This is a genomic window from Streptomyces sp. NPDC087270, assembly GCF_044744625.1.
Lineage (GTDB): Bacteria > Actinomycetota > Actinomycetes > Streptomycetales > Streptomycetaceae > Actinacidiphila.
The window spans coordinates 207,737-225,181 of sequence record NZ_JBIUYR010000018.1 but is presented as its reverse complement, the minus strand read 5'-3'; the positions used below and the strand labels follow the sequence as shown (position 1 = coordinate 225,181).

General features: G+C 72.9%; 12 protein-coding genes. 3 read left to right on the top strand and 9 right to left on the bottom strand.

Going from position 1 to position 17,445, the window contains the following annotated elements:
* Positions 1–154: 154 nt before the first annotated feature.
* Positions 155–2,581: a ricin-type beta-trefoil lectin domain protein gene (locus ACIPAE_RS30990; protein ID WP_329371093.1), complete on the bottom strand. Its 2,427-nt coding sequence runs from the start codon at positions 2,579–2,581 to the stop codon at positions 155–157.
* A 306-nt stretch (positions 2,582–2,887) separates the two neighbouring features.
* Positions 2,888–4,993 carry an alkaline phosphatase family protein gene (locus tag ACIPAE_RS30985; protein ID WP_402449730.1) on the bottom strand — a complete coding sequence of 702 codons (2,106 nt, stop codon included), beginning with the start codon at positions 4,991–4,993 and terminating at the stop codon, positions 2,888–2,890.
* Between the two features lie 413 nt (positions 4,994–5,406).
* Between ACIPAE_RS30985 and ACIPAE_RS30980 the strand changes: the two genes are divergently transcribed.
* A complete protein-coding gene (locus tag ACIPAE_RS30980; RefSeq protein WP_402449728.1) occupies positions 5,407–9,453 on the top strand; it encodes an Ig-like domain-containing protein in 4,047 nt (1,348 codons plus the stop codon).
* Positions 9,454–9,525: 72 nt separating this feature from the next.
* Here the strand turns inward: ACIPAE_RS30980 and ACIPAE_RS30975 are convergent, their stop codons facing one another.
* From ACIPAE_RS30975 to ACIPAE_RS30965, 3 genes are all read right to left on the bottom strand, one after another.
* Positions 9,526–9,906, bottom strand: a complete 381-nt coding sequence (locus tag ACIPAE_RS30975; RefSeq protein WP_328462155.1) for a hypothetical protein — start codon at positions 9,904–9,906, stop codon at positions 9,526–9,528.
* A 197-nt stretch (positions 9,907–10,103) separates the two neighbouring features.
* Positions 10,104–11,120, bottom strand: a complete 1,017-nt coding sequence (locus ACIPAE_RS30970; protein ID WP_402449725.1) for a hypothetical protein — start codon at positions 11,118–11,120, stop codon at positions 10,104–10,106.
* Between the two features lie 70 nt (positions 11,121–11,190).
* Positions 11,191–12,447 carry an amidohydrolase gene (locus ACIPAE_RS30965; RefSeq protein WP_402449723.1) on the bottom strand — a complete coding sequence of 419 codons (1,257 nt, stop codon included), beginning with the start codon at positions 12,445–12,447 and terminating at the stop codon, positions 11,191–11,193.
* A 67-nt stretch (positions 12,448–12,514) separates the two neighbouring features.
* On the opposite strand from ACIPAE_RS30965, the gene ACIPAE_RS30960 reads away from it, so the two are divergent.
* Entirely contained in the window at positions 12,515–13,825 is a 1,311-nt protein-coding gene (locus ACIPAE_RS30960) for a lanthionine synthetase LanC family protein (protein ID WP_402449720.1), read from the top strand.
* Here the strand turns inward: ACIPAE_RS30960 and ACIPAE_RS30955 are convergent.
* The 3 genes from ACIPAE_RS30955 to ACIPAE_RS30945 all read right to left on the bottom strand — a co-directional run bounded on the left by ACIPAE_RS30955 (position 13,822) and on the right by ACIPAE_RS30945 (position 14,764).
* Entirely contained in the window at positions 13,822–14,106 is a 285-nt protein-coding gene (locus ACIPAE_RS30955) for an alpha/beta fold hydrolase (protein WP_402449718.1), read from the bottom strand. The two genes, ACIPAE_RS30960 and ACIPAE_RS30955, sit on opposite strands and share 4 nt — an antisense overlap.
* 78 nt (positions 14,107–14,184) lie before the next feature.
* Positions 14,185–14,349 (bottom strand): hypothetical protein, encoded by a 165-nt coding sequence (locus ACIPAE_RS30950; protein WP_402449715.1) that lies wholly within the window; start codon positions 14,347–14,349, stop codon positions 14,185–14,187.
* Positions 14,350–14,398: 49 nt separating this feature from the next.
* Positions 14,399–14,764 (bottom strand): YybH family protein, encoded by a 366-nt coding sequence (locus tag ACIPAE_RS30945; RefSeq protein WP_402449712.1) that lies wholly within the window; start codon positions 14,762–14,764, stop codon positions 14,399–14,401.
* Positions 14,765–14,885: 121 nt separating this feature from the next.
* On the opposite strand from ACIPAE_RS30945, the gene ACIPAE_RS30940 reads away from it, so the two are divergent.
* Positions 14,886–15,776, top strand: a complete 891-nt coding sequence (locus ACIPAE_RS30940) for a LysR family transcriptional regulator (protein ID WP_366410635.1) — start codon at positions 14,886–14,888, stop codon at positions 15,774–15,776.
* 50 nt (positions 15,777–15,826) lie between these two features.
* On the opposite strand, the gene ACIPAE_RS30935 is transcribed toward ACIPAE_RS30940, so the two are convergent.
* Entirely contained in the window at positions 15,827–17,323 is a 1,497-nt protein-coding gene (locus tag ACIPAE_RS30935) for an IMP dehydrogenase (RefSeq protein ID WP_402449709.1), read from the bottom strand.
* Between the last annotated feature and the right edge of the window lie 122 nt (positions 17,324–17,445).

The window sequence follows — 17,445 nt, the reverse complement described above, 5'->3', positions numbered from 1 at the left end:
CCCGGTCGGGGGGGGGGGGGGCGGGGGGCGGCGGCCGCGCGGGGGGGGGGGGGGGGCGGGGTGGGGGGGGGGGGGGGGGGGGGGGGGGGGGCGCGGCCCCCCCCCCCCCCCCCCCCCCCCCCCCCCCCCCCCCCGCCTGCTCACCGCCGGTCGGTCAGGACGGCAGCCGCCACTGCTGGTTGGAACCGCCGTTGCAGTCCCACAGTTCGAGCTGGTTGCCGTTGGTGGTGTCGCCCTTGGGGATGTCCAGGCACCTGCCGGACACCGGGTTGTAGAGGGTGCCGATCTGCGGGAGCCACTGCTGGTTGCCGCCGCCGTTGCAGTCCCACAGCTCCACGAGGGTGCCGTTGGCGGTGCCGTTGTCGGTGGCGTCCAGGCACTTGCCGTTGATCTGCACGGTGCCCGCGCCGGCGCCGCCGGGCGCGGGGACGGTCCAGTTCTGGGCACCGCTGGTGTTGCAGTCGTAGATCTGGACCGCGGTGCCGTTGTCGGACGAACCGGTGTTGTCGTCAAGGCACTTGTCGACCCCGGCGCCGGAGACGATGTGTCCGGTGACGGTGCCGGTGCTGCCGACCGGGGTGACGGTGAGGTTGTCGAACTGGTCGGTCTGGTAGCCGCTGGTGCCCAGGCCCACCATGCCGGTGGCGTACGAGGTGTCGCTGGCCGATCCGACGGTGTTCCCGTCGACGGCCGCGGTGAGCGTGCTGCCGTTGACGGTCAGCGCGAGGTGGTGCCAGGTGCCGGTGCCCAGCGCGGTGGTGGTGCCGGAGGCCAGGGTGGTCCTGCTGCCGCTGGAGCTGTTGCGGAGGATCGACCAGGCGCCGGTGTCGGAGACCTGGAGGTAGTAGGCGTCGATGTTCGCCGGGTTGAAGCCGGCCTGGTTGCCGACCCTGGCGAGGAGTTGCACCGCGCCGGGCTGCCGGATCAACGTGTCGGCGGCCACCGTGTAGTCGGCCCAGCCGGGTCCGCCGCCGAAGGTGTAGGGCGCGGAGTCGCCGTCCCACTCGATCGGCTTGGTCGCGGCCTGCTGGGTGACGCAGTTGCCGGAGCGGCCGCCGGCGCAGCCGGTGACCTCGAAGGCGCCCTGCTGCTGGGCGAGGTAGGCGGGCTGCTGGCCGGCCTGGTCGCCGTCGAAGTCGTCGGAGTACGGCAGCGGTTGGGGCTTGGCGGCCGGCCCCTGGGCGGTGCCCTTGCCCTGCCCGGTGGTGGTGGTCAGGGTGTAGACGTAGCCGGGCTGGACGGTGAGCGAGTAGGCGCCGCCGGACGGGGTGAGGGTGGACTGCTGGACGAGGTTGTCGCCGGAGGTGGCGCTGTTCACGTTCGTCGCCCACACGTGCACCGCTCCGGTGGAAAGGCCGCCGGAGACCCGCACGTTGACGGTCTGCGCCGCGGTGGCGGTGGTGGCCTCGATGACCGTGGAGTAGTCGCTGCCGCTCGCGGACTTCAAGGTGACGTAGCTGCCGTTGGACTCGTTGCCGCCGAGGTAGCCGGAGCCGGCGTCCACGAACTTCCAGCCGGGCGAGGTGAACTGGGTGATCTGGGCGGTGGCCCACAGGTTCTTGCCGACGCTGTAGGCGCCGGAGTAGGGCTGGTTGGCGAGCACCAGGCCGTCGGTGTCGTACGGCAGGTTCGGGTAGACGGCGGCGGCCACCGGCCAGTTGATGTAGGCGGTGAGCTTGCCGTCGATGTAGCCGCGGGTGAAGGAGCGGATCAGCGCGGGCGCGCCGGAGTCACGGTCCTGGGAGCCGTTCTCGCTGGCCCACAGCGGCTTGCCGGTGCCCACGGCGGTGCTGGTGCTGGGGCAGGTGTCGGCGCTGCCGCCGTCGCCTCCCGCACACGGGTAGTGCGCGCCGATGACGGAGACGCTGGCGGCGAAGGCGGAGTCGGACGCGACGTCGTTCGCCACCGACCAGTCGCTGTCGGCCCCGACGATCCGGGTGCCGGAGTAGCCGTTGCTGTCGAGGGCCGCGCGCAACTGCTCGTACCAGGCGACGTTGTAGCCGCGTTCGTTCCAGCCGCCGAGGTAGTCGATGGTCAGGCCGTGGGACTTGGCACAACCGAGCCAGTCGACCAGGTAGTTGACGGTGTCGGTGGACCAGAAGTTGCCGCCGCCGAGGTAGCCGGGGGCGCCCCAGGCCAGGCCGTAGAGCTTGATGGCGGGGTTGCGGGCCTTGGCCTGCTCCATCAGCCACCACTCGTAGCCGGTGGTGCAGTCGACGGCGCCGCTGGTGTGCTCGTGGCTGGACTCCGAGCCGTCGGTGGAGTTGGTGTCGCCGCCGATCTCGACCTTGAAGATCTGCAGGTCGGCGCCGTAGCCGGGCTTGAAGAGGTAGTCGAGGATCTGCTGTTGCTGGGCGGCCGGGTAGTCGGTCAGCAGCCGGCTGTTGCCGCCTCCGCCGCTGATCGCGCCGATGCCGTCGAAGGTGCGGCCGCCGCTGGTGCCGTCGACGGAGATGGTGGTGGCGGTCGCGGCACCGGCCGGCGCGGCGACCGGGCCGAGGCCGAGGGCGGCGAGCACCGCGAGGACGACGGCCGCGACCACCGTCCGGAGCGGGGAGCCGAACAGGGCGTATCTGCGCATGGGGGGTTCCTTTCGGATGGGGGCGAAAGGGTGCAGAGGTGAGCGTTTCGGCGGCCGCCGTGTGGGGAAACGTTCGGATAAGGGGGAGAGTTGATCAGAAGTCAGCAGAACCAAGCGCGTGAACATGACACTGCCGTGCCCGGGTGAAGTCAAGGGATCGGACCGAAGTGCCCTCGCGTCCGGCCGCCGCGCGTCGGCCACCGCACATCGGCTGCCGCGCGGCGGCTCCCGCGCCCGCCACGTCGTCGGCAGGCCGTGGCGCCGGGCCACGGCCTGCCGGGTACCGCTGGGGTACCGCCGGCGTTCCTACCTGGGCACGGTGGTCGTGGCGATCCGGCCGGCGTAGCGCTGCGTCCAGGCGGCGTCGGCGTCGGCGGTGACGACCACGTCGTAGTAGCCCTCCTGGGTCGGCCAGCTGACGACCTTCGTCTTCCCGCGGGCCACCGTGACCTGCTGGGTGCGGCCGAGGTAGTCGTGCGGGGTGAGCGTGTAACGCACCGGCTCGGTGCCGTCGTTGTGCAACGTGAGCCTCACCTGAGCCTCGCGCCGGGCCTCGCCCTTCACCAGGTCGACCACCACCCGCGGAAGGGCGGCGTGCCCCTTGCCTGCGGGCGCGACCCGGCCGGCGAAGGAGCGCACGAAGCCGTCGTTGGAGTAGATCGAGAACGCGTACTCGCCGCCGGTGGCGTTGGCGTCCCAGGTGTACTCGCGCGGCTTGTGCGCGGTGACGGTGAACGGCGTGCTGGTGAACGCCTGGTACCTGTCGGGGAAGACCTGGAAGCTCAGCGCCTTGTCCTTGGGGCCGCCGGTCAGGGTCATCGTGGCGGTGACCTTCCCCGTCGCCGCGTTCACCGAGACCGTGGCGTGCGGGTGGAAGCTCAGCGGGCGCGGCTTCATGTGGCCGGCGGCGACCGACACCGGCTGCTCGGCGAGCGGGTCCGGGAAGGTGGCGGGCCCCGGCTGCGGGTGGGCGAAGTCGAGCGCGCTGGTCAGGTCGCCCGCGATCGAGCGCCGCCAGTCGCTGATGTTGGGGCTGCGGAACGGCTTGCCCAGATGGGCCGCCCAGGTCTCCAGGAACGTGATCGTCGAGGTGTGGTCGAAGACCTCCGAGGCGACGTGCCCGCCGCGGGTCCACGGCGAGACCAGCAGCATCGGCACCCGCGCGCCGAAGCCGAGCGGGTAGTCGCCGACGTACTCGCGCGCCGTGCCCGCCTCGGGCCACGGCGGCAGCACGTGGTCGAACTTCCCGTCGTTCTCGTCGTAGTTGAGGATGAAGAGGGTGTGGTTCCAGATGTCGGGGTTGCTCTGCAGGCTGGCGAGCACCTTCTTGACGTAGCGCTCGCCGTGCTGGCTGTCCGCGCCCGGGTGCTCGGACCAGCCGTACGGCGCCACGATCCAGGAGACCGCCGGCAGCGGGTGCTCCGCGCCGGGCCGGCAGGAGTCGTGGAAGTTCTTCAGGACCGCGTCGAGGTTCTGGTCGGAGTCGTCGTCCGGCGCGGTATGACCGGCGTAGTACGTGGCGTTGCCGCGCCAGATCAGGCCGGTGCCGGGTCGCAGCTTCGGGTCGTCGGCGTTCAGCCCCTCCGGGTCGAACCCCTTGAAGTACTTCAGCTCGTTGTCGCCGTAGTCGCCGACCCAGGAGCTGATGTAGCCCTGCCGTCCGTCGCCGCTGTTGTCGGAGAACAGCCGCCAGTCGATGCCGGCCTGCTGGAGCTGCTCGGCCACCGTGATCCAGGGACGGGAGTAGTTCGACTCGTCGACGTTGCCCGTCTCGCTGTTGGCGGTGCCGCTCCACAGGTACTTCCGGTTGGGGTCGGTCGGCCCGAACTCGGAGCAGAAGTACTGGTCGGCGATGGTGTACTGGGCGGCGACCGAGTGGTAGAAGCCCATGTAGCCGTCGCTGTGGTAGTTCATGCAGCTGGCGCCGTTGTGCCGCACCCACTGGTCCCAGGTGCGGTGGGCGACGTCGCCCCAGGCGCCGTGGTCGTTGCCCCAGGCGCCGTCGTCGACCTGCGGGGTGACGAGGTTGCCGTTGCCGTCCTTCTGCTGGAAGACGGTGGTGCCGTCCTGGAAGCGCAGCGCCTGCTTGTCGTTGAAGCCGCGGACGCCGGGGAACGCGCCGAAGTAGTGGTCGAGCGACCGGTTCTCCTGCATCAGGATCACCACGTGCTTCAGGTCGGACATGTCGCCGTGGAAGCCGTGCGGCTTTCCGTGCGCCGGCTTCGCGGCGCCGTGGGCCCCCGCCGGCTTCGCGGCGGCCTGGGCGCTGCCCGCCGCGGCGGTCCCGCCGAGCACCAGCGTCCCCGCGGCGACGCCGGTGCCCTGGAGGAACCGGCGGCGGCTGGCGCCGGCCGTCGCGGATTCGTCGCCAGGCTCGGACTCGGGCCTCGGGGTGATCGGATCGCGGTCCATGAAGCTCCTTACACGGGTGTGAACACTCGGAGATCGGGACCGGAGGCAGCAGCCCCCAGCCCGCTCATCGAAGCGAGCGGACACCAACTCCGGGTGAACATCCGCCAAGTGACGACCAGCAGTTTGGCAAAGTTGGCTATACAACTTGCCTCGGCGACAGGAATGCCGGCCCCGACGGCACCACCCGGTGGCCGGATGGTGCGATCCGGCGCGCACCGAGGTCTTTACGGCGATGACATCGATGGACTACAACGGCAGTCATCCGATGTTCATGGGCACCGTCGCGAGGCGAGCGCGATGGCTCCCGTCAACTACGCCTAGGTGATGGCGTATTCATCGGAGCACTGCTGGAGCACCGAGGAACGAACCCAAGCCGGACGCTCACCAAGCGTCGTGCAGCCCTGGAGGGCAACGTGCAGGTCATCTCCCGTAGTCGAAGAGCTCCGTCACGGCGGGGTCTCGCCCTCTGGTCGGCGCTGCTCGCCGCGCTGGCGAGCAGCGTGCTGGCCGGCGCGGCCGGCGCGCAGGCAGCCACGGCAGCCACGGCAGGCACCGGAAAGGGGACCGCGGCCGGCACCGCCTGGCGGCAGGGCGCGTTCCACCTCGACCCGACCGGCGTGGCGTCCCGCTCCGACATCGTGCTCGGCTCCCCCGACACCGACCCGACCGCGTCGATGCCGCTGGGCAACGGCTCGCTGGGCGTGGCGGCCTGGGCGGCCGACGGCTTCACCGCGCAGCTGAACCGGTCCGACACCATGCCGGACCGCAAGTCGCCCGGGCAGCTCACCATCCCCGGCCTGTCGGTGATCTCGCACGCCGCCGACTTCCACGGCCGGCTCGACGTCAGCGACGGCGTGTTGCGCGAGTCCGGCGGCGGCATGTCGCTGAAGGCATGGGTGGCCGCCGGCAAGGACGAACTGGTCGTCGACGTCTCCGGCGCCGACCCGTCGATCGCCCAGACCGCCTCGATCGACCTGTGGTCGCCCCGCAAGCCGGCCGCGGCCGTCACCGGCCGCACCGGCACCCTCGCCGAGACCTGGGTGGACGGCGGCTCGGGCGGCAGCGGCAAGACCTTCGGCACCCTCGCCGCGCTCACCGCCGGCGGCCGCCAGGTGAGCACCACCGTGGCGGGCCCGACCCGGATCAGCACGAGTTTCAAGCCGAACGCCGACGGCACCTTCCGCGTCGTGGTCGCCGCCCCCGGCTGGGCCGGCGGCACCGCCACCCGCACGCCCGCGACGACCGCCGCCGCGGTGATCGGCGGCGACGCGACCGCCCGCGAGACGTCCCTGCTCGCCGCCCAGGACCGCTGGTGGGACGGCTACTGGACGCACTCGGGCCTGGTCGAGATGGACTCCGCCGACGGCAGCGCCGCCTACATCGAGAACCTGCGCACGCTGTACCTCTACGAGGAGGCGGCGTCGATGAAGAAGGGCATCCTCCCGGGCAGCCAGGCCGGCGAGGCCGACATGTTCGCGTGGGACAAGGACAAGCAGACCTGGACCCCGTCCGCGTACTGGCTGTGGAACCTGCGCACCCAGATCTCGGCGAACATGTCGTCGGGCAACTACGCCCTGAACACGCCGATCTTCGACATGTACGCCGACGACACCCCGCAGATCGAGGCGTGGACGAAGACCGCGATGGGCGGCCTGCCGGGCTCCTGCGTACCGGAGACGATGCGCTTCAACGGCAACGGCGGCGACCTGACGCCCGGCGCCAACGCGTCCTGCAGCGAGGCCAGTTCGCCGAACTGGAACGCGCTGGACATCTCCAGCGGCCCCGAGGTCGCGCTGTACATGTGGGAGCAGTACCAGGCCACCGGCGACAAGGCCGCGCTGAAGAAGTACTTCCCCTTCATGAAGTCCACGCTCGCCTTCCAACTGGCCTACCAGACCGTCGGCAAGGACGGGCTGCTGCACGCCGACGCCAACGCGCACGAGACGCAGTGGGCGGTGCAGGACCCGACCACCGACATCGCCGTCGACCGGACCCTGTTCCCGATCATCACGCAGGCGGCGCAGGCGCTCGGCACCGCGAAGACCACCGACGCGGCACTGCTCCAGCAGGTCGCCAAGGCCGAGACGCAGATCCCGCCGTACCCGCGCACCGACCAGGCCACCCGGACCCAACTGCTCAACCCGGACTACTCGCAGGCGCAGACGCAGGCCGCGGACGCCACCGGGACCGACATGATCGCGATCTCCTACGAGCCCGCCGCCCAGCGCCGCAACGGCGAGAACATCGAGCTTGAGCCGCTGTGGCCGTGGAACACGGTCAGCGACCAGGACACCGACCTCTTCGCGCTGGAGCAGCGTTCGTACGACCACCGGCCCAACAAGGGCGGCAACGACTGGTCGATGGACGCGATCGACGCGGCCCGGCTCCAGGACCCCGCCGAGGTGCGCGCCGACCTCGTTTCCATCACCGAGGGACACCAGGTCTACCCGAACGGCTTCGCCGACCTCGGCAACAGCGTCGGCTACCAGCCGTACATCGAGCAGGAGTCGGGCGTCGCGACCGCGGTCGACGAAGCGCTCGCGCAGGACTACGACGGCATCGTCCGCTTCGCACCGGCCTGGCCGAGCGACTGGGACGGCAGCGGCAGCGTCTACCTCCAGCACCAGAACAAGGCCGACGTGCAGGTGCAGGACGGCAAGCTGGTCACCGCCGCGATCGAGGCGGGCAGCACCGGCACCCTGAAGGTGAAGAACCCCTGGCCCGGTCAGCGGGTCGAGGTCGTGGACGGCCGCACCGGCCGCACCGTGGTCAAGGCCGGCACCGCCGCTTTGCTCGACGTGCCGGTCCGCAAGGGCGGTTCCTACCTCGTCCAGCAGGTCGCCGCGCCCACCACGGCCCTGCCGTACCGTCCGGTCACCGGCAGCGCCCCGACCGCGGCACGCCACCTCGGCGGCGTGCAGATCGGCCTCGACCACGCCACCACCTCCGGCACGTCCACCGTCGGCACCGTGCTCGGCGACAGCAACGCCTCCTTCGGGCTGACCCAGCTCGACTACACCGGCTCGGCCGGCGCCACCACCACCGCCGGCACCGTCGCCGGCCTGACCGCGCGCACCACCGGCACCGGCACCAACTCCACCGGCAGCGACCTCTACTTCGGCATCGCCGACGACACCGCCGCCACCGCGACGTACGACGCGAAGGTGACGGTCTCCTACTACGACGCCGGCACCGGCACGCTCGCGCTCCAGTACGACGCCGGCCCCCGCCACCCCTACCAGCAGGCGGCCACCACCGTGGCGCTGCACGACACCAAGACCTGGAAGACGGCCGAATTCACGCTCTCCGGCGCCTACTTCGGCGGGCTGCAAAGCGCCGGCGCCGACCTGCGGCTGCACTCGGCCACCCCGATCACCGTGCACAGCGCGGCCGTTGCCGTCACCGGCGAGTGGGTGCCGGACCGGCGCGCCTTCCCGCCGGCGCCCGCGATCACCACCCCGCGCGACGGCGGCACCGTGAAGCTCGACGCCGCGCTCGCAGGCACGGCCGTCCCGAACGGCACCGTGACGGTGCACGAGGGCGACCGCACGCTGTGCACCGGCACCGCCGACGCGGGCGGCGCGTGGAGCTGCGCCCCCGACGGCGGGCTCACCGCCGGGCGGCAGACCGCCACCGCGACGGTCACCGACCCGACCGGGCTGACCGGCGACGCCTCGGCCGCGGTCGGCTTCGACGCCTCCGACCTGCCCCCCGGCACCGCCGTGGTCGGCGCGGTGGTCGGCGCCACCAACCACGCCTACGGGATGAGCGAGGACGAGACCCCCTCCGGCGGCTTCGACGGCCCGACCACCGCCGCGGTCGTCGACGGGCTGTCCGCCCGCACCAGCACCGACTCCAACATCTACTTCGACATCGACGACACCGTCGCCCACGCCGGCTTCTACACCGCCGAGTTCACCGTCTCCTACTACGACCAGGGCGCCGGCTCGTTCAACGTGCAGTACGACGACGGCACCGCCAACCCCTACAAGTCCGCGCCCGCCATCGCCCTCACCGGCAGCAACACCTGGAAGACCGCGACGGTGACCGTGGCGGACGCCTACTTCGGCGGGCAGCAGCACTCCGCCGCCGACTTCCGGCTGCGCAACGGCGGCGGGCAGGTCACCGTGCACAGCGTCGCGGTGAAGATCACCGGCGACGGGGTGCCCGACACCGCCGCCTTCGCCCCGCCGGTCACCCTCACCTCCCCCGCGCCGGGCGCGACCGTCAGCGCCACCCCGGCGCTGGCCGGCACCAGCGAGCCCGACGCCCAGGTCACCGTCACCGCCGAGGACTCCACGCCCGTCTGCGCCGCCACAGCGGCCGACGACGGCACCTGGACCTGCACCCCGTCCCAGGCCCAGGCCCTCACCGCCGGCCCGCACACCCTCACGGCGAGCGCCAAGGACCCGACGGGCACCCCCGCGAAGGACGCGGACGTGGCGGTCACCGTCCAGTAGGCAGCCGCCTCGCGCACACAGCAGCGGTGCCGGTCGAACCCGACCGGCACCGCTCGTGCGTTCCCGGGGCCGCTACCAGGCGGAGTGCTCCGTCGCCTGGTCGGCGATGCGCCAGGTCATGGTGGGCAGGCCGTCGCGGTCCCACTCGTAGTGTTCGAGGAGGGTGGTGCGCTCGTCGAAGACCCGGCTCACGGCGAGCACGCCGTTGGGGTGCCAGTCCTTGAACTCGCCGACCACCTGGCCCATCCGCAGCGAGCCCTTCGAGCGGAGGGTGCCGTCCGGGTACCACTCGACGGTCGGGCCGTCGGGCACCCCCTCGCGGTACGTGCTGAGCGCGACCCGGGCCTCGCCGGCGAACTCCTCCACCTCTCCGGTGTACAGCTCGTTCCGATACACGACGCGCAGATCCTCGTCCTTGCCGACGTCCGGATCGTCGAAGTTGATGCGCTGCACCGGCCTCACTCCTGTCCCAGTCCCCTTTTTCCGTTCCGCCCCGCGCCACCCGTGCGGCGGCGGTCCTCCACGCCGTCGCCGGGCGGAGAACCGTACCGGACCCTGCCTGGCCCCCAGTATGGCGGCCCCGCGGGGCCCCCGACGCCGCGCGGGCGGCCGATTCGCCCGACAGGCGCAAAGCGCCCCGGAACGCGCGGTCACACGTCCTTGGCCGGGGCGGTCCTGGCGAGCCACTCGGCCGCTTCCGAGGCGGGAAGGGCGGCTTCGAGGACGAGGTCGCCCGGCATGTTGGAGAAGAGGCGGCCGGCCGGCCAGGCGCGTTCGTACGGCGGGGGGTCGAGGACGAGGAGGCGCACGCCGTCGACGACGGGGATGTCGGCGGGGATGCCCTCGTTCCAGATCCAGGTGCCGTCAGGAGCCACCAGGTTGAACGAGCCGGTGGTGTCGGTGTCGCCGGTCCCGGCGCGGCAGACGGCCACGGCCAGGTCGCTCGGCGCGGTGCCAGGGACGTGGCCGCCGCCGACGAGTTCGCCGGCCAGCAGCGTGTGCAGCTGGAAGTTGTCGCCGAGGCCGCTGATCCGGACCCGGTAGCCGGTGCCGCTCTCGCGGTGCAGCACCACCAGCGGTTCGTCGTCCAGGACGGCGAGCATGTACCGCAGGTACTTCAGGCCGCCGCCGGTGGCGTCGCCGACCCGCTCGGCGGCGTCGATCAGCGCGGCGCGGTCGGGCAGGGCGAGCCGGACCGGCTTGTGGTTGAGGACCGCGACCGCGGCCATCTCCCACTGCGGCAGCGTCCACCACGCCTCGGTGGCGGGCTGGCCGACCCGGTCGAAGACGGCGTCCTCGGGGTCGGAGTGCTCCGGGTCGGGCAGGTCGCCGCCGCCGGTGGCCGCCCACCGGGTGGTGAACTCCTCGGCGCCGGCGAGGGCTTCGCCGACCCCGGCCAGCACGGTCGGCGCGCAGGCGAGCGGGTCGGCGCCGCGCTCCACGGCCGCGCCGATCACGACCGCGACCACCGACCGCGGCCCCGGCGGCACTTCGGGCAGAAGCGTCGCCAACCGGGGTGCCACGGCGGCCAGTTCGGCGTCGTCGGCGTCGTGGAAGGTCTGCTGGAGCAGCCCGAACGCGTCTCCCGACGCCTGGGAGTCGCGGGCCCGCACGGCTGCCTCGAAGTCGGCGACCGCACTGCTGAAGGTGGCTTGTCCGGAGTTCACCCGCGCAGCCTATCGGCCGGGCCGGACACCACGGCCGCGATGCCCGATCCCCGGCAACTGCCCGTCCCGGTCAGGGCTTCGCGGCGGCGAAGCGGCCGAGGGCGGCCACGGTCAGCGCCTCGACACCCGCGCCGAGGGTGGGGTCGATCAGCGGCGCGAAGCGCGGGGAGTGGTTGCCGGGCAACTGGTCGAAGGTGCCGTCGGCCAGCGCGTCCAGCACCCTCTGGGTCTCCAGGCCGCCCCAGAACCAGAAGACCGTCGGCACCCGCGCGGCCGTACCGAACCGGCCGACGTCCTCGCTCGCGGTGACCAGCGGCATCGGCAGCATCCGGTCGGCGCCGAAGTGCCCGGCCAGGTCGGCCACCACCGCGCGGGTCGCCTCCGGGTCGCTGACCAGCACCGGCGCCGGGGTGTCCCAGGTGATCTCGGGGTCCCGGGTGGCGCCGCCGGCCAGCGACTCCCCGCGCGCGACCCGCTCCACCGCCGTCCGCAGCAGCCGCCTGATCTCGTCGTTGTACGACCGCAGGCTGATGCCCAGTTCCGCGGTGTCGGGGATGACGTTCTCCTTGCTGCCCGCCTGGAGCCGGCCCACCGTGACCACCGCGGACTCCTGCGGCGGCACCTCGCGGGCGACGATCCCCTGCAGCCGCAGCACGGTCGCGGCGGCCATCACCACCGGGTCCACGGTGCTCTCGGGCCGGGCGCCGTGGCCGCCCCGGCCGAACAGCCGGATGACGGCGGTGTCGGCGCCGGCCATCACCGTGCCCTCGCGGTAGCCGATCCACCCGGCCGGCAGCGGGCCGACGTGCTGGCCGAGCACGATGTCGGGGCGCGGGAACCGCTCGAACAGGCCGTCCTCGACCATCGCCTGCGCGCCGCGCATCCGCTCCTCGGCGGGCTGGAACACCACCAGCAGCGTGCCGGACCACTCCGCCCTCGCCCCGGCCAGCACCGTCGCCGCGCCCGCCAGGCACGCGGTGTGCATGTCGTGGCCGCACGCGTGCATCACCGGCACCTGCTCGCCGTCCTCGGCCCGCGCCCGTACCGTGCTCGCGTACGGCAGGCCGGTCTCCTCCCGCACCGGCAGCGCGTCCATGTCGGCGCGCAGCATCACCGTCGGCCCCGGGCCGTTGGCCAGCACCCCGACCACCCCGGTGCCCCCGACACCCGTCGTCACGTCGTACCCCGCGGCCGCGAGCAGCTCCGCCGCCTTTGCCGCGGTCCGCCGCTCCTGGAAGGACAGTTCCGGGTGCGCGTGCAGGTCCTTGTACAGCTCGGTGAGGCGGGGCAGCAGCCCCTCCTCCCACCCGTCGGGCATGAGCGGCATGGGGCTCCTCCTCGGTCGACACGTCAACCTGTCGATGCGGAGCGTACCCGCCGGTACGGTTGGTGCCGTGGCGACGACTCGACCGGATGACGCCGAGGCTCTGGCGACCGGGGCGCTCGACTGGCTCCTGGGGTGCTCGCGAAGTACCGCGGGCGGGGACCCGGGCGGAGGTCCGGGTACGGACCCGGACGGAGGCCCCGGCGGGGGTCTGGCCTGGACCACCAGGCCCAGTGACGACGAGCTCAACCCCACCCTGTACAGCGGCACTTCGGGCATCGTGCTGGCCCTCCTGGATGCGCGCGGGCACTTTCTCGACGACCGTTACGGCGACGCCGCCGTGCGCGGTGCCCGCAGCATCGCCGCCGCGGTCGGGGAGTGGGAGCTCAGCTCGCTGTACTTCGGCCTGACCGGGATGGCCGTCGCGCTGCGCGCCGTCCACGACGTGCTGGGCGACGCGGCCGCGGGCGCCGCCGCCGACCGCGCCCTGGACCGGGTGCGCGCCCGGTTCGACGGGACGCGCTGGGGACCGCAGTTCGACCTGCTCGGCGGCAACGCCGGAATCGCCCTCGGCGCGCTGGCGACGGGTGACGTCGAACTGGCCGTGCTCGCGGTGACGCCCTACCTGCGCACGGCGGAACCGACCCCGGCCGGCGTCCACTGGGAGACGCGGGTCGGAAGGGCCGCCCGGCAGCACCACCTCTCGCACGGCACGCTGGGCGTCGTCCACGCCCTGGCCTCCGTCGGCCGGGCCGCGAACCGCCCCGACCTGGTCGAACTCGCGGCAGCCGGCGCCTCGGACGTCGTGGCCCGAAACGAGGCCGGCCCGGAGGGCTTCCTGGTCCCGCACTCCGACCCGCAGGACCAGCCGGACCGTATCGAGCGGTACAGCTACGGCTGGTGCCAGGGCCCGGCCGGCGACGCGCAGGTCTTCCGCCTGCTGCGGGAGGTCCTCGGCGACCCGGCGTGGTCGGCGCTCGCCGACCGGTGCTGGTCCACCGTCACCCGCTCCGGCCTGCCCGAGCGGTCACGGCCCGGCTTCTGGGACAACAGCGGCCGCTGCTGCGGGACGGCGGGGGTGCTGGCGCTCGCCTGCGACCGGCACGTCGAGGAAGGCACGGGGCTCGCGTTCGCGGACGTGCTCGTCGCGGACCTGGTCTCCCGGGCGACCGTGGACGCGGGCGGCGCCCGCTGGTCGAACGTCGAGCACCGGGCCACTCCGAGCGTGCTCGAACCGCTGACCGGATGGGCGATGGGCAACGCGGGCATCGTCCGTGAACTGCTCCGCTGGGTCCGCGCCGGCACGGGCCGCGACCCGGCGTACGCGGTCACCTGGCCCGACCACCCGCCGGCCCGCAACGCCCCTGGCGGGAAAGGCTAGTTCGGGCTCGGAGCGTGGGCGGCGAGGAAGGGCAGCAGGCGGGAGAGGGTCCGCTGCGGGTCCTCCAGCATCGGTGAGTGGCCGAGGCCGGGCAGCAGTTCGACCCGAGCGCCCGGAACTGCCGTGCAGTCGGCGGCGGAAGACGGCCGCCAGCGGTGGTCCTGCTCGCCGAAGAGCACCAGCAGCGGCTTCGCCAGGGCCGCCGGTCTCGCCGGGACCGCGCGCCGCCGCAGGAACTCCTCGGCGCCCCGCCCGGTCGCGACCGTCCCGTGCAGGGTCATGGCCCGCGCGTCGTCCACGATCTGCCGCGGGATCGCGTAGCCGGGGCGGCTGAAGCCCCGCGCTCAGCGCGCGGCGGATCAGACCGTCGGTGCGGGCCCGCCACAGGAGCGGCCGAGGACCGGAGCGAGCACCAGCCGCCCCGCGCGCCCGTCCGGGATGAACGCGTCGAGCCGTGGCCCGGTGTCGATCAGCGCCAACGCGGCCACCAGGCCGGGCCGTTCGTCGGCGAGCGCGGTCACCACCAGGCCGCCGGTCGAGTGGCCGATCCCGACCGCCCGCCGCCCGTCCCCGTCAGACCTCCGGGGTGACGAACTCGGGCTGGTCGAGGATACGGAGCCAGCTGCCGTCGGGCTGGCGCCGGACCACCTGGGCGCGGGCGCCGGCCCCGTCCCGGGGAGCCGTGGAGGTGAGCGCGACATCCCCGTTGACGAGCGTCGGCAGCGGCTCCTCGGGCGCGAAGTGCGGCCGGTTCGCCAGCACCTTCGCCCAGAGCGCCCTGATCGCCTCGCGTCCGACGGTCTGCCCGCCGGGCGGGTACGCCAGCACCGCGTCCTGCGCGTAGAGGGCGGCGACCCCGTCCGCGTCACCGGCGTTGGACCGTTCGACGAACAGGCGGGTGATGTCCTCGGGGTGCATGGCCTTGGCGTACTGGGGCATGGCGTTCTCCTCTCGTACGGCTGCTGCGTGGTGGTTCCGCTTCCGTGTCCACCTCCCAGCGTGGTCCGGCCACGGCCAGAAGTCCAACACATGGTGGTGATGCGAGCTAGAATCAGCAGTCATGGACCTGAGGCAGCTGGAGTACTTCGTCGCGGTCGCGGAGGAGCAGAACTTCACGCGGGCCGCCGAGCGTGTCCACATCAGCCAGTCCGGGGTGAGCGCGCAGGTCCGCCGCCTGGAGCAGGAGTTGGGCGCGGAGCTGTTCGACCGTTCGGCGCGCGCCGTGACGCTCACGGTCGCGGGCAAGGCCGCGCTCGCACACGCGCGGGCCGCCCTCGCGGCCGTCGGCGCCGTGACGCAGGCCGTCGGCGAGGTCACGGAGGTGATCCGCGGGCGGCTCGCGGTGGGGATGGTCATCGGCTGCACCCTCACCCCGCTGTTCGACGCGCTCGCCGGTTTCCATCGCGCGCACCCGGGCGTCGAGATCGCGCTGCTGGAGGAGAACTCCGAGCGGCTGGTCGAGCAGGTGCGGTCCGGCGCGCTCGACCTCGCGCTGGTGGGGACGGCGAGCGCCGCGCCCGACGGGTTGGAGGCGCTCACCCTCATCAGCGAGCGGCTGGTCGCCGCCGTACCGCCCGACCACCCGCTGGCCGGGCGGCGGCGGCTCGCGCTGCGCGACGTCACCGCGTACCCGATCATCTGCATGCCGCCCGGGACCGGGCTGCGGACCGTCTTCGACCGGGCGTGCGCGGCGGGCGGGCTGCACCCGGTGATCGCCTTCCAGGCGAGCGCGGCCGACGCGATCGCGGACCTCGCCGCGCGCGGGCTCGGGGTGGGGGTGCTCAGCGCGTCCATGGCCGAGCGCTATCGCGACCGGCTGGTCGCCCACCCCCTCGACGGCGCCGCCGCCCCCACCCATCTCTCCCTCGTCTGGCGCCCGGCCCCTCCGCCCGCCCTGTGTGCCCTTCTCCCGTACACCCGGCGGGCGTTCAGCCGACCCGCGAGCACCTGACGCGCGCCGAATGCCCGAACGCCCCGCGGTCCGGGGCTCCTCGCTACCGCTCAGGCGATGGTCGCCGGGGTGTCCCGCAGGGTGACGCTGGCGTGGCTCTCCTGGAAGCTCTGGTCGGAGACCAGGGTGAGCCGGGCCGTGGACTGGAACTCCGGCAGCGTGGCGGAGCCGCAGGAGACCATGGTCGTCTTGAGTTTGGCGATGGTCAGGGCGAGCCCTTCGTCGAGGTCGCCGGCGTAGGGGACGTAGCCGTCGACGCCTTCCTCGAAGATCAGCCCCTCGCCGCCCTGGCCGTAGCGCTGCCAGTTGCGGGCCCGGTTCGAGCCCTCGCCCCAGTACTCCTTCACGAAGCCGTCACGGGTGGGGAGTTTCGCGCCGGCGGCCTGGTCGAAGCGGGCGAAGTAGCGTCCCATCATGACGAAGTCCGCGCCCATCGCCAGCGCCAGGGCCACGTGGTAGTCGTGCACGAGTCCGCCGTCGGAGCAGATCGGCACGTACGCGCCGGTGCGGTCGCGGAAGGCGTCGCGGGCCGCGGCGACGTCCAGCACCGCGCTTGCCTGGCCGCGTCCGATGCCCTTCTGGTCGCGGGTGATGCAGATCGAGCCGCCGCCCACACCGACCTTGACGAAGTCCGCGCCGGCCTCGGCGAGGAAGGTGAAGGCTTCGCCGTCGACCACGTTGCCGCCGCCGGTCGGGATCTCCGGGTAGTGCTTCTTCACCCAGGTCAGGGCCTGCGCCTGCCAGTCGCTGAAGCCGTCGGAGGAGTCGAAGCACAGCGCGTCGGCGCCCGCTTCGAGCAGCGCGGGGACGCGCTCCTGGTAGTCGTGGGTGTTGATGCCCGCGCCCACCCGCAGCCGCTTGGCGGAGTCCACGGCCTGGTGCGGGAAGCGCTTGTTGTCGGCGTAGTCCGACCGGAACACCAGGTGTTGCAGCCGGCCCTCGTCGTCCAGCACCGGCAGGCAGTCCAGCCGCTGGTCCCACAGCCGGGCGTTGGCCTCGGAGAGCGTGATGTCGGCGGCGGCGTGCGGCAGTTCGGCGATGGCGGTCATCCGACCGCTCACCGGCCCGTCGAGGTCGTGCCGCTGCGGGTGGAAGTCGCGGGGGGTCACCAGCCCGAGCAGCCGGCCGGTGGCGGTGCCGTCGTCGGTGACCGCGGCGGTGCTGTGCCCGGTGCGGTGCATGATGGCGACCAGGTGGCTCAGGCTGTCGTCCGGGCGGACGTTGGTGTCGCTGGTGACGAACCCGGCCTTGAAGTTCTTCACCTGACGGACCGCCGCGGCCTGGTCCTGGATCGACTGGTTGTGGTGCAGGAAGCTCAGCCCGCCGTTGCGGGCGAGCGCGATCGCGAGCTCGGGGGTGCTGACCGCCTGCATGATCGCGGACGTGAACGGGGACCCCAGTTCGATCGCCGACCGCTCCCCCACGCGATGCCGCACCAGCGGCGTGGACAGGTCGACCGTCGCGGGCGAGCAGTCGGTCCGGGTCCGGTTCGGCAGCAGCAGGAACTCGTTGAACGTCCTTGAGACCTCGGCGATGATCTGTGCCACGCGTTCCTCCTGACCCGTCGGCGCGGGCCCGGCTGCCCGGCCGTGACCTGGCACCTTATCGGCTGCCCCACCCCCGCACGAATCGCCTGCCCGGACCCGCCGTTGCGGCCTGGACCGGGGTC